Genomic DNA, 13476 nt, shown 5'->3' with positions numbered 1-13476 from the left:
TAGACTGTAACCCTTGTACAGAAGAAGAACACCAACTAAATAGAAGAAGTCAATTCTTTATCGTTAGTGGTAACCCACAAAAACAATAAAAACACACTAATAGTTTACAACCAAAACAAAATGTAAACCATAAAAAAAAGCCTTACTAAATTTTAGTAAGGCTTTTTTGTTATTTAATTTGTTTACCATTTTTATCAAAAAAATGATATTCAAGGTACGTGTAAGCATCTCTTGGTTGTACTTTTACCCATTTTTTGTGTTCAAAAAACCATTTTGAACGAATAGATGGAAAACCTTTTGTTAAAAAGGCTGCTATAAAAGGATGTGTGTTTAAAGTCACCTTTTTATAGTCTTTTTTAAATATTTGTTCTAAGTCATGAGTTATTTTTTGCACTAATACAATTGGTGCTTCAACCTCTTCTCCATTAATTCCATTAGGATTTTCCTCTCTGGTTTTAATATTCATTTCTGGTCTTACTCTTTGACGTGTAATTTGAATCAATCCAAACTTACTAGGAGGTAATATTTTGTGTTTGGCTCTATCATCTTTCATTTCGTCACGAAGATGATTATAAAGTTTTTTTCTATGTTCAGCAGTATTTAAATCTATAAAATCTACCACAATAATGCCACCCATATCTCTTAATCTTAATTGTCTAGCAACTTCTGTTGCAGATATTAAATTAACTTCTAGAGCAGTATCTTCTTGCGAGTTTGATTTGTTAGATCTATTACCACTATTTACATCAATAACGTGAAGCGCTTCGGTATGCTCAATAACAAGGTATGCACCTTTAGCCATAGAGACTGTTTTACCAAAAGCAGTTTTGATTTGTCGTTCTATTCCAAATTTTTCAAAAATCGGAACATTGGACTGATGTAATTTAACTATTGATTCTTTTTTTGGTGCAATTTGTTGCACATAATCTTTTACTTGAACATGTAACGCTTCATCATCTACATGAATTCCAGTAAAGGTGTCATTAAATATATCTCTTAATATTGAAGAGGCTTTATTTAACTCGCCTAACACTTTGGTAGGATGATGCGCTTTATGTAATTTTTTACACATTGCAGTCCAACGACTAAGCAAATTTTGTAAATCTTTATCTAGTTCGGCTACTTTTTTGCCTTCTGCTACTGTTCGTACAATAACGCCAAAACCTTGAGGAGTAATACTCCTAACTAATCGTTTTAAACGCTCTTTTTCTTCTTTGCTTTCTATCTTTTGAGAGATGGAAATACGATCGGAAAATGGCACTAAAACAATATATCTACCAGCTATAGAAAGCTCTGAGCTTATCCTTGGGCCTTTAGTAGATATTGGTTCTTTAACTATTTGTACTAAAATAGACTGATTTGATTTTAAGACGTCAGTTATTTTTCCGTCTTTATCAATATCTTTTTCAAATGGGTAATTTTTTAAAGAAAAATCTTTTAGTTTACCTGTGCTTACACTTTTTGTGAATTTTAAAAGCGAAGATATTTTTGGGCCTAAATCATGATAGTGCAAAAATGCATCTTTCTCGTAACCTACATTAACAAATGCAGCATTTAAACCTGGAACAGCTTTTCTAATTTTGGCAATAAACACGTCGCCAACAGCAAAATTGTTCCCGTCTTCCTCTTTATGTAATTCAACTAATTTTCCATCTTTTAATAAGGCAAAATCAACAGCTTCTGGACTAGATCTAATAATTAATTCTTTATCCATTTAGGTTAATTTTTATCCATACAATTAAGTACAGATGGATTATACATTATATCTTAATTACTTTAATTAAGATAATTCACAGGATTTTTTAAATCCGGTTGAGTTTAATAAACACGCAAGGTTTTACGTATTATATTTTAAACTCTGTTTTCAAAGAACGATAATTTTAATAAACCAAAAAAGTAGTTAAATAAACTACTTTTTGGAATTATTTTTTCTTTTTGTGACGATTAGCACGTCTACGTTTTTTACGCTTATGCGTAGCAACCTTGTGTCTTTTACGTTTTTTACCACTTGGCATAGGTTAATGTGTTTTAATTAATAATTCGTTTATAATGTTTTACTTGACGTCAACGTTTGTCTTTACACCTTCTACAAATACTTTTGCAGGTTTAAAAGCAGGAATGTTGTGAGCAGGAATCTTAATTGTTGTGTTTTTTGAAATATTTCTTCCTGTTTTTTCAGCTCTTGTTTTTATAATGAAGCTACCAAATCCTCTAAGGTATACATTATCTCCACTTTCTAAAGAAGTTTTTACTTCTTCCATAAAAGTTTCTACAGTTGCTTGTACATCTCCTTTTTCTATTCCTAGTTTTTCTGAAATCTTTGTTACTAAATCAGCTTTAGTCATTGTCTTTTCGTGTTTGGGTTATTAATTTTTCTAAGGGTTGGCAAATATAGGCATTTAATATTCAATATTTCAAACCTAATTCATTAAAATTTAATGCGATAAACTTTACTTTTGTATTTCTTACTTTTTTCTAATAAATGAACATATCCAAACAATTAATTAATTGGTATTTAGATAATAAAAGAGATTTACCTTGGCGTAACACCCAAAACCCTTATTTTATTTGGCTTTCCGAAATTATTCTACAACAAACACAAGTCGCTCAAGGCTTACCCTATTACAATTCTTTTATAACTAATTTCCCTACTGTTTTTGATTTAGCTAAAGCTGAAGAACAAGAGGTGTTAAAATTATGGCAAGGACTAGGATATTACTCTAGAGCTAGAAATTTACATGCTTCTGCTAAATATATTGTTACAGAACTAGATGGTCAATTCCCAGAGACGTTTGAAGAGATTATTAAGTTAAAAGGTGTTGGAGATTATACTGCTAGCGCTATAGCATCAATTTGTTTTAATCAAGCAACAGCTGTGGTAGATGGAAATGTTTACAGAGCCTTATCTAGACTTTATGGTATTGATACACCTATTAACACAACTCAAGGATTTAAAACTTTTAAAACGCTAGCACAACAATTAATAGACACTAAACAACCAGCTACATTTAATCAAGCTATAATGGAGTTTGGTGCCAGATTATGTAAGCCTAAAAATCCAGATTGTAATAGTTGTCCCTTTAATAACAAATGTGTAGCCCTACAAAAAAATATAATAAGTGATTTACCAGTCAAGCTGAAAAACACTAAGGTTACCAAAAAGCATTTTAATTATATAGTAGTACTTTCTAGTGATCAAAAAACTATAATAGAACAACGTCAAGGTAATGGGATTTGGCAAAACTTATATCAATTTCCGTTAATTGAAACCTCTAAAGAAGCTAATCATTCTACCATATATAGCGAAATTGAAGAATTAAATGTGTTAAAAGGAAAAATATTTCAGTTATCTGTTTTCAACCAGAAGCCCATTATTCATAAATTATCACATCAACATTTGTATACTAAATTTTGGATTGTAAACTTAGAGCAAGAATTACCAGAGGGTGTTTTAACCTCTAGCATCCAATCGTATCCAGTGCCAATTTTAATTGGAAATTTTATTGAAAAATTCAATTTTTAAAAGCCTAACTGTCAGCACTTCAATATTTTTTATTAAATTTATTTACATTGACGCTTAAAACTGTAATTTTGTAGCGGTAATAAAAACCATAATTTATGTCAGGAACACTTAATAAAGTAATGCTAATTGGGCATTTAGGAGATGAAGTAAAAATGCACTATTTTGAAGGAGGTGGTTGTGTGGGACGTTTTCCGTTAGCAACTAACGAAACTTATACCAGTAAGCAAACTAACGAGCGTGTAACCAATACAGAGTGGCATAATATTGTAGTACGTAATAAAGCTGCAGAAATTTGCGAAAAATACCTTACTAAAGGTGATAAAGTATATGTAGAAGGCAGAATTAAAACCAGAAAATGGCAAGACGATTCTGGTAACGATAGATACAGTACAGAAATACAAGTTACCGACTTTACCTTTTTAAGTACTAAAAAAGAAAGTGATGCATCTACTGCTGCAACTAACAATACACAACAACAAGCAAAACCAAATACAGAAAAACCTGCATCGCAACCTATAGATGGTGACGATGATCTTCCGTTTTAATCATTAACTATGGATCCTGAACCCTCGAGTTTTATAGCATTAATCATTACAGACAATATTAACGTTGCACTAGGTTTTGTGCTTTTAATAGTACTACTAATTTGTTCTGCAATGATTTCTGGTGCAGAAGTGGCTTTGTTTTCGTTATCTAAAACAGACTTAGAAGATGAAGCTATTCAAAACAAAAAACAAATACAGATTATAACTAAGTTATTAGCACGACCAAAAAAGCTGCTTGCCACTATATTGGTAGCCAACAATTTTATAAACATTGGTATAGTTATACTGTTTGCTTTTTTAGGTAATTATTTGTTTTCAGGTATCACTTCTATAGTTGTTAAGTTTGTGGTGGAAGTTGTTGTTATAACCTTTTTAATACTATTGTTTGGAGAGATTTTACCAAAGATATATGCTAGTCGTAATAATTTAAAGTTCTCCACATTTATGGCTTATCCATTACGTGTATTGGATGTGTTATTTTCACCTTTAAGTCTACCTATGCGAAGTATAACTTTAGGTATACATAATAAGTTAGGTAAACAAAAATCTAACATTAGTGTGGACCAATTATCACAAGCTTTAGAGTTAACTAGTGAGCATGACACGACCAAAGAAGAACAAAAAATACTACAAGGTATAGTTAGTTTTGGTAATACAGACACCAAGCAAGTGATGCAACCACGTATAGATGTTTTTGCTTTAAATGTAGAACAACCCTATAGCGAGATTATTTCTGAAATAACTAATAATGGATATTCCAGAATTCCGGTGTTTAAAGATAATATGGACAATATAGTTGGTGTGTTATATGTTAAAGATTTACTGCCTTATATTGACAAAAAAACATTTGATTGGACCACTTTATTAAGAGAGCCATTTTTTGTTCCAGAAAATAAAAAGTTAGACGATTTGATGGCAGAGTTTCAGGAAAAGAAAGTCCATCTAGCTGTTGTAGTTGATGAGTATGGTGGGACTTCTGGACTGGTCTCTTTAGAAGATATTATTGAAGAAATAGTTGGGGATATTAGTGACGAGTTTGATGATGAAGATTTAATTTACTCTAAATTAGACAACAAAAATTATGTTTTTGAAGGTAAGACAGCATTAAAAGATTTTTACAAAATAATTAAGCTTGAAGACGATTTGGTTTTTGAAGACCATAAAGGTGAAGCAGAAACTCTGGCTGGATTTATTTTAGAAAATTCGGGAGGTTTTCCTAAACGAAACAGTAAAATAAATTTTGAAAATTACGTTTTTACTATAGAAGCATTAGATAAAAAACGCATCAAACGTGTAAAGGTGACATTACCTTAAAACTTAAGAATTGACTTAACTTTGCTTAAGTAATTTAATATGAAACAAACATTTATTCTTTGTCTTTTAATAATAAGCTGTATAGGTTGTGGAAGTGACCCAATACCAAAACCCAAAGGGTATTTACGCTTAGAATACCCACAAGCTAACTACAAGACTTATAACCAAAATTTACCATTTAGTTTTGATAGAAATACACATAGTGACACCATACGTTATAAACCATTAACAGACAATGTAACAAGTTTTGGATTAAACATAGAATATAAAAAACTAAAAGGTACCATTTATTTAACCTACAAAGCAATAGATGGTAAAGACCGATTAATACAATACCTTAAAAACGCACAAAACTTTACACAAGAGCACACTAAAAAAGCAGATGCGATAGAAGAAGTGGTTTGGGAAAACCCAGTAAACAAAGTATACGGAATGTTTTATGAAGTTGGTGGTAATGCAGCATCACAATCTCAGTTTTATGTTACAGATAGTGTTAATCACTTTTTAACAGGATCCTTGTATTTTTATGCAAAACCTAATTACGATTCTATTTTACCAGCAGCTCACTACTTACAAAAAGACATCAAACGGATTATGGAAAGTGTGCAATGGAATTAGAATTTAAAACAACTATTAAACAGCCAAACCACCTTATTGGACTAAAAAAAATCGCTTAAAAAAGCGATTTTTTTGTTTTTTAAATCAGGTTTTAAAAGCGTTTTTAATCAACTTCTAGAATATGTAAGCGTGTTTACCTAAAGCATTTAAAATAAGCTTTAAAAAGATAATTAAGTTATTAAATAGGGTGTTATTGTTGGATTTCTGTAATCTTAAAATCTGCAAAAAGCACCTCTTCATCTCTTAGGTCTGCAACATTTATTAAACTTCTATAAATTCCCCATTTAGGTCTAACAAATGTAGCATTAGGTCTCCAGTTATTAATAGAAGTATTAGAATAAGTAAACAAAGTTGACCCATCATTAACCTTTTTTATCTCAATATCATAGGTCCCATTTGTCCCATAAGTTATGGTTTCTGTAACCTCCAACCAAGTCGCTACAAAAGGCGCTAAATCGGTTTGTTTTAATATAACAGACGAGTCCGTTTCTCCGTAACGTAATTCTAGTCTGTCCGGATTGCTTTTTCTTGTTGTTAAAGTATACATTGGATGACTGGACAAATCACCTCCTACTGACTTTAACTGATGTAAATGCGTGAAATTTGCAGAAGATTGAAACCCAGCATTTAATTTAAACTTCCAATTATAAACTAAGGTTTCATATTCTGTGCCCAATAAATTATCTGGAGATTGATCATAGCTTTTAATCTCATTACGTTGTCTATCAAAATTTATACAACGATCATCATCTGGAGAGGTGTGAATAAAAAACCGAAATACATTAGTATTTAATTCGTTGTCAAATATTTCATCAATATGTTCTCCAAAAGCATTATGACTACAATCTGGAGCTTCTATAGGATTATATCCAGGTGCTAATACAGAGGTTATAAGACTATAAGTACCACCTGGTCCATCTGCTTTTAACTGGACACCACTATTTTTTTCAAGTTGAATAGTTACAGAATTATTTGATGGATTACTGTCATTATACGTATTCTGAAATGCTGTTTTAAAATCTATACTGGCAATAACTTGTGTAGTATCTGTATTAAAATTTCTTGTTATATCAATTTCACTTTCATTTGCAACTCCGTAATTATAACTTAAAGCATTATCTAATTTTTGCATTAAATCTACAGAGTCTATCCAATAGATAAAATTTTGAGAAGTTGAAATAGAAATATCTGTCTGTATAGGTGTTGCAGTGTCTATAGTTTCATCATCTTTATTACAACCGCTTAAACAGTAACTAAAAACTACTATTAACAGACATTTTAATGGTTTTTTCATGGTAATAAAAATAATGAATTTGAGTTTAATGATTTTATTGTTGGTAGCGGTTTCGGCTTTTAGTAGTCACGTAGTCAAACAACTAATTTAGCAAAAATGAAACGAATCAGAGGAAATTCCGCAGGAATTTACACGTAGGATTAAAACCCTGCAATTAATTATACATGTTGTTGGCTACTATTTTAAATTAATAGATTCACCAGGATTTAATTTTTTGATTCCACTAGAAAGATTTATCCAAATAGGTTGATTATCTAACGGATTTGTAATTTTTTGTTCATCAACTTGCACATTTTTAATAGCTAGTAAATAGTTTGTAAGCTGTCCATGTCCAACAGACCAAATATCATTTGATTTTCCTATAGTTTCACAAAACTTCACCATGTTATTCCATCTTTTCTCATTGCCAAATTCCCATGAGTGCCCCCAAACATAAAAAACAGATAATTGCTGTTCATTCAATTCTAAATAAGGATCAAGAAAATCCAAAACTTTACTGTCATGACAAGTTGGATGCCACATCATATAATTTTTTGGAAAATCGAATGTATAAGTATCTTCTACTGTTCTTCCATTTTTAATTCCAGTTGAAGCTATCAACCTTGATACAGAATCATTTGTACTTCCAAAGGGATAAGCCATACTTATAATTTCTCTATTGGTAAGAGACTTCAATATTTCTAGATCAGTATTAATTTCTTCTAATACTTCATCACTTGAAATTCCGGTGAAATTTTTATGCAGAGCTCCATGAGCAGCTATTTCATGATTTTTATAGATGATTAATAATGAGTCTTTTGGAACATATTTTTGATAAATTGTATCTCCATTTTGTTGTGGCCATCCTCTTGTAACACCTAAGTACTTCGAATTTAAATTGAAAGTTCCAACAAGATTGTTTTTTTCAAAAAGTTGGGCTAATTCAATATCCTGAATAGTTCCATCATCATAACTCAATACCAGAGCTTTCCTATTACCTTCAGGATACGTGAAATCTATAAAGCTTGGTTTTTCATCACATGAAACAAAAACGAAAATAAATGCTATAAATAAAATTATGTATCGATTCATACTTAAAATTGTAGGTAACGTGTTCGTGTATGATTTGTACGGTTGAGAATCCGTAGGATTTTCAGACATTGCAAATCAGATGATTAAAGATAGTAATTCAAAATGGAGTAGAGAAGGAGTATGAATTATACACATTGTTGTGCTTTCGTTATTTTTCTAATTCTTTGGAAATGGCATTATATATATAATCATCTTCGATATTTTGATTGAATAACCCTATGCTCACTTCATCTCAAGTTGTATTTAATCTTGCAATCTATCTAATTCAGCATCGATTAAAGTGGAAAGATTCGCAACATGGTCATACCACCTTTTGTACATAGCTAGTTTCCACGCTCTCAATTTAATAGCATCCTGAAGTTTCATCAATAGTTGCTCATCATTCAAAAGTTTTTCATAATTCACAATTCTCTTCCTGTATAACTTAATGCTGTCCCTTTTTGTAATCTTATAATTATTGAAATAACTATCGGACAAGGTGAGATATTTATCTGTGAGTGGTTGCAAAAAACTAAAATTATGTCTTGGTGCATTGTGATACCCTAATAATTCTATTCTTTTAAATCCACGTTCATAAATAGTAATTATTTTTCTTCTTAAAGTGTCATTGGTGAGTGTTTCTAAACCCGCTGATTTTAAAGCTTCCAAACCTACAGACCTGGGGAAAAATTGATCATCGCGATGAGCATTGCTTAAATAGCTTGAAACATCTCCATTTAAAGGTTTTCTTTTAATAATGTGATCTCTTAATTTAATCGAATTTTCCAGATATTCTGAATGTGTTTTTATACCAGATTTCCAGTCCCCTAGGACAGCTTTCAAATCAACTTTAATTTCTTTATAAATTTCGATTTCAACTATTTCCGTTTTTCTTGTTTCATTCCAATTATTTATCTGTAGAGCGATTAAAATCCCAATAACCACAAGTAATATTTCTCCAATTGCGTAAATCAGGTATTTACTGAATTTGTTTTCGGAGAGCAACTTTTGTCTGATTCTTCTGAAGAACTTTATCATTAGTTTTTTTCTTTAATGGAGGCTAACGTTTATGTATATGGAAAGTTGCGTGTTTGTGTGCGAGGATTTTCCGAAGGAAAATCAGATGCAAGCAAACAAAGCAACTCACATTGGTTAAGCTAAAAATAGCAATTTTTTATATACGGTGTTACCCAACGTTTTTATTTCTCATTAATATTTCAGCAGCTTTTACAGCTTCTTCTTGATAACTTTTTCTATTATCTAAAATTTCCAATAATTGTTTCTCATTTTTGGTTTTAAATTTTTCAATAAAAGTTTCGGTTAAACTTTTTTCCTTTTTTGGTTTTTCATTCAGGTCAATAGTTTGTTTGTTATCATTTTTACTTATGTAAGGATAAAATCTAAATCTATATTTAGTTTTTGGAACTTTTGGTATCTCTAGAAGAAAATCGTGAAGAATATTTGTTAAATAATACCTATCTCCATTTTTAAATTGTAAATCCCAATATCCGAAATCGGAAATTAACATTGGTATACGTCCACCTCTGTCAATTGCATTTTTGTAATAAATTCCTAAATGATAAGTCGATTTCGTTATGTCGTGTTTTGAATATTCTTTTTGAATTCCATTTTGGGTTATTAATATTTTTTCCTCATTATAATCTAGAGTAAATTCTGTGTTTTTGTTTTCAAGATAATAGTTAAGGTAAATAAGAATTGCAGGAATATTTGTTATAAGAATAAATCCTGCAAGCAACCAAATCCAAATTTCTTCATAAACAAATTCAGTTCCGTTACGCCATTTGTAGTAGAATGGTAAAAGAATAACTATAAAGCCTATGACTTTCAAGTTGTCAAATATCAATCTTTTTAGAAGTTTATTATGTATTTCGTAATGTTTTTTCAAATGTTGGGTAACGTGTTTGTGTATGGTTAGTTGCGTGGTTAAGCAACTAATTTAGCAAATAAATCACAGATAGAATATTCCGAAGGAATGTTCGTAAGTCGGCAGTGACCAAGCAATTAATTATACACGGTGTTGGCAACAGTTTTTATCTTTTATTAAATATTAAAATTGGTAAATCTTTATATTCTAGAATACCAACACGATATGAGTATTCAGGAAGAAATTTTTCAATTTCTTTTGGTTGATTCTGCTGAGTGGTAAACTTAGCTGGCTCGATAAGAAACTTTAAAAACTCATTATGTCGTTTCTTTCTTGATATTAGCTCCTTTTCAATTATTTTTTTAATTAAATCATTACTGTATTTAGTTTTTATAAGTAAAAAAACTGAACCATTAAAAAAATAGTATAAACTTCCTTTTCCGATTGATTCTTTGCTAAGAGTAACTTTAATGTTTGAGTTCTTAGTTGATGATTTGAGAAATGAAAAATCAAGTTTATATTTTATCTTGTTAATTTCGTAACCGTTCCATTCACTCATGTCAAATTTAGATTTCATAAATGTAATTCTACTTGTATGAATTCTTAAATAAGTCATTTGCATTGTATTGACATTTATTGCTGGATAATATTTATAATCTTCTAACTCAATTTGTTCTTCTTGTCCTTTGTCTATAGTTTTTATCCATTTACATAAATTGTTATGTTCTTGAGCAAAAAATGAATAATAGTCATAATTAGGTGGTGGAACAGTTCGAGTCAATATTACCTCGCCTTGAGCAAATCTATATGTAGAGTTAAAATATGAAGAGTTAGCAATTTGCTTTTCCAACTCTCTTTGATTATGGTCTGAGATTATCTTTTCAATGTTTCTGTCAAATTTCTTTTTGATTTTAGAAATAGGTTCTTCGTTTTTACTTAAAAAAAGAATAAGTTCCTCAAGTAATTCTAGGCTAACACTTTTTGATTCTTCTTCCCAATTCTTTAAAGTCGAAATTATTTTTGAGTCAACAAAAGATGTCTCACTTATCATTCCTGCTTCTTTATTTTTTCGACCTCGATTCGTGAAGTTTTGAGAGCCTAATGAGATATAAGAATTGTCAATCACCAATATTTTTGCATGTAACCCAATAAGATTTTTAACTAGAATTCCATTACCGATTGCCTCTTTTAATGCATTGAGTTGATAGCCTCGTTGAAATAGGCTGTCGCCTTCCAATGATGTTATAATTGTGATTGGAATTTGTTTTGTTGAGTTTTTAATAAGAATATTTATGGTGAAATCAAGATAAGGGGTGAATATTAGAATAGATTTTTCAGCTTTTGTAATAAGCTTTTTCCATTTTTCGAATAAATCGGTAGCATGAAAGTCATTAGTCGATATGAAGTTGTTTTTGTTCAATTAGTCTGTCTTTCGAATTGTTGCCAACGGTCTAGTGTATGATTTCGTTGCGTGTTTAAGCACTAAAGTTAGCAAATAAATCACAGATAGAAAGTCCGCGAGGACTTTCGTAAGTAAGCTATTATTAGCAATGAATTATACACATTGTTGTATTTAGTAGTTTCTCGAAGTTAATCTAGTAAAAATAATTTAAAGCTTTTAATCAATTTTCCTTAAGACTTGGATTGAAAATCGTATCTTGTCAAGTCAAAAATTAACTTGATTTATAAATATGGATTTATATAAAAAATATCAGAATACTGAAATTCTTGAGATATTCAAAAGCCTACTGAAATCTTCTGAAACAATTTATAAAGAATTAAAATCAGGTGCTGGTTTAGAATTTCTAAATACTACGAATGAAACTGATGATGAACAAATTGGATTAGATGTATTTGCTGATGAATGTTTTCAAGAAAATGCTGATAAGGATACAAATATTAAATATATATTATCGGAAGAAAGACCTGATTTTGTTCAATATGGCGACGGAAGATATAGTTTAACTTTAGACCCTTTAGATGGTTCAAAATCAGCAATAGTTGGTATTCCATCTGGCGCAATATTTGGTGTTTTTGATGAAGCAAATAACATTTCAGACTTCTGTGGTAAAAATATTGTTTCTGGTGGTTTTTTTGTTTTTGGTATTAATTTAGAAGTTTATTTTGCAATAAACAATGAAGCGTATAAAGGTGTATTTAATAATGAAAACTCTAGTTGGAATTTTGTTAGTTTAGATAAATTACCTAAATATAAAATGTTTGCTATTAATGCTTCTAACAAAATTAAATGGGATAATTGGTTGCAAGATTTTTATGATGATTTAATGAATGTAGAAGATGAAAACGGAAAAACTTATAATATAAGATGGTATGCTTCTATGGTTTCTGAAGTCAAAAGACTAATTATACAAGGTGGTTTATTTGCTTACCCTAATGATAGTCGAAAAGGATATTCAAATGGTCATTTACGATTAGTTTATGAAGCTATTCCAATGGCTTATCTACTAAAATCTATTGGTGGCAGTTCTAGTAATGGTAAAAAATCAATACTTGATGTTGATGTAATAGAATTACATCAAAAAACTCCTGTATTTTTAGGTGATAAGGAATTAATACAACGTATTGAAAACCTAAATAAATAGTTTTATTGTGTGAAAAATAAATAGTCCAACACCAGTAAGACAAATAAATAAATGAAATGTTCGCCAAATTGTATTAAGTCCTAACTTACCAAAACGTTTGAACCTTTCCTTGTTTTTTGTTTTCGCCAATTTTTTAATAGCAACGACATCTATTTCCTTATAGTTGGTGTCTAAAATTTTCAAATATTCGTAGCTTCGACCTGCGTGAAGCATAATTAAAGCGTAGAGCTTACCACAAAAAACATATCCAAAAAATCCCATTACAGCAAGTAGAAAAGAAATTAATATTGAAATTTCAATTGATAATTCGTCAGTTCCTAAAGCGACAATCAAACCAGCTGCAATAGCTGCTAGTATATTTGATGCTGTAGTTCTTTGGTTTTCGTGATGTTTAATAAATTCTCTTTCGCTTAAATATAAATTCCAAGCCAAATCGTTTTTTTCCATTTTAAAACAGCTTTTTGAAATATTCCTATAAGTTTACAATATAAAAAAATTGTTCGGATTGTGTAAAAATTTGATTGAAGCAATAAGTTTCTCTCTATTAAATACAACGTTTCTGTATAAGAATAGTGCGGTTTTGCGTGCGAGGAATTTCCGCAGGAAATTCAGAAGTAGCAAAAGTGGACTATTCGTTGATTTAG

General features: G+C 30.2%; 13 protein-coding genes. 5 read left to right on the top strand and 8 right to left on the bottom strand.

Annotated features, from left to right (window positions below):
• Positions 1-169: 169 nt before the first annotated feature.
• Both LY08_RS13380 and LY08_RS13375 read right to left on the bottom strand, forming a co-directional pair.
• Positions 170-1714 (bottom strand): Rne/Rng family ribonuclease, encoded by a 1545-nt coding sequence (locus LY08_RS13380; protein WP_111660938.1) that lies wholly within the window; start codon positions 1712-1714, stop codon positions 170-172.
• 340 nt (positions 1715-2054) lie between these two features.
• A complete protein-coding gene (locus LY08_RS13375; protein WP_111660937.1) occupies positions 2055-2345 on the bottom strand; it encodes an HU family DNA-binding protein in 291 nt (96 codons plus the stop codon).
• 137 nt (positions 2346-2482) lie between these two features.
• Here LY08_RS13375 and mutY point away from each other — a divergent pair, with 137 nt between their 5' ends.
• The 4 genes from mutY (at position 2483) to gldD (ending at position 6000) form a co-directional block, all read left to right on the top strand.
• On the top strand, positions 2483-3523 hold the full coding sequence (mutY, locus tag LY08_RS13370) for an A/G-specific adenine glycosylase (protein ID WP_111660936.1): 1041 nt from the start codon (positions 2483-2485) through the stop codon (positions 3521-3523).
• A gap of 95 nt (positions 3524-3618) precedes the next feature.
• On the top strand, positions 3619-4068 hold the full coding sequence (locus LY08_RS13365) for a single-stranded DNA-binding protein (protein WP_111660935.1): 450 nt from the start codon (positions 3619-3621) through the stop codon (positions 4066-4068).
• Between the two features lie 9 nt (positions 4069-4077).
• Positions 4078-5382: a gliding motility-associated protein GldE gene (locus tag LY08_RS13360; protein WP_111660934.1), complete on the top strand. Its 1305-nt coding sequence runs from the start codon at positions 4078-4080 to the stop codon at positions 5380-5382.
• Positions 5383-5421: 39 nt separating this feature from the next.
• A complete protein-coding gene (gene gldD, locus LY08_RS13355) occupies positions 5422-6000 on the top strand; it encodes a gliding motility lipoprotein GldD (protein WP_111660933.1) in 579 nt (192 codons plus the stop codon).
• A 190-nt stretch (positions 6001-6190) separates the two neighbouring features.
• Here gldD and LY08_RS13350 read toward each other — a convergent pair whose 3' ends face one another.
• The 5 genes from LY08_RS13350 to LY08_RS13330 form a co-directional block, all read right to left on the bottom strand.
• Positions 6191-7294, bottom strand: a complete 1104-nt coding sequence (locus LY08_RS13350) for a hypothetical protein (RefSeq protein WP_111660932.1) — start codon at positions 7292-7294, stop codon at positions 6191-6193.
• 177 nt (positions 7295-7471) lie between these two features.
• The gene (locus tag LY08_RS13345; RefSeq protein WP_158526742.1) at positions 7472-8365 is read right to left on the bottom strand and encodes a polysaccharide deacetylase family protein; all 894 of its coding nucleotides are present in this window, start codon (positions 8363-8365) and stop codon (positions 7472-7474) included.
• 243 nt (positions 8366-8608) lie between these two features.
• Positions 8609-9382 carry a DUF6090 family protein gene (locus tag LY08_RS13340; RefSeq protein ID WP_111660930.1) on the bottom strand — a complete coding sequence of 258 codons (774 nt, stop codon included), beginning with the start codon at positions 9380-9382 and terminating at the stop codon, positions 8609-8611.
• A gap of 148 nt (positions 9383-9530) precedes the next feature.
• A complete protein-coding gene (locus LY08_RS13335) occupies positions 9531-10250 on the bottom strand; it encodes a hypothetical protein (protein WP_146603231.1) in 720 nt (239 codons plus the stop codon).
• Positions 10251-10395: 145 nt separating this feature from the next.
• Positions 10396-11649 carry a phospholipase D-like domain-containing protein gene (locus tag LY08_RS13330; RefSeq protein ID WP_111660928.1) on the bottom strand — a complete coding sequence of 418 codons (1254 nt, stop codon included), beginning with the start codon at positions 11647-11649 and terminating at the stop codon, positions 10396-10398.
• 271 nt (positions 11650-11920) lie between these two features.
• On the opposite strand from LY08_RS13330, the gene LY08_RS13325 reads away from it, so the two are divergent.
• Positions 11921-12832 (top strand): class 1 fructose-bisphosphatase, encoded by a 912-nt coding sequence (locus tag LY08_RS13325; protein ID WP_111660927.1) that lies wholly within the window; start codon positions 11921-11923, stop codon positions 12830-12832.
• Here LY08_RS13325 and LY08_RS13320 read toward each other — a convergent pair.
• Positions 12821-13279: a hypothetical protein gene (locus LY08_RS13320; protein WP_111660926.1), complete on the bottom strand. Its 459-nt coding sequence runs from the start codon at positions 13277-13279 to the stop codon at positions 12821-12823. The genes LY08_RS13325 and LY08_RS13320 overlap by 12 nt on opposite strands.
• Positions 13280-13476 lie beyond the last annotated feature (197 nt).

This window comes from Olleya aquimaris (genome assembly GCF_003259525.1).
In the GTDB taxonomy this organism is placed as follows: Bacteria; Bacteroidota; Bacteroidia; order Flavobacteriales; family Flavobacteriaceae; genus Olleya; species Olleya aquimaris.
This window is presented reverse-complemented; position numbering and strand designations above follow the sequence as displayed.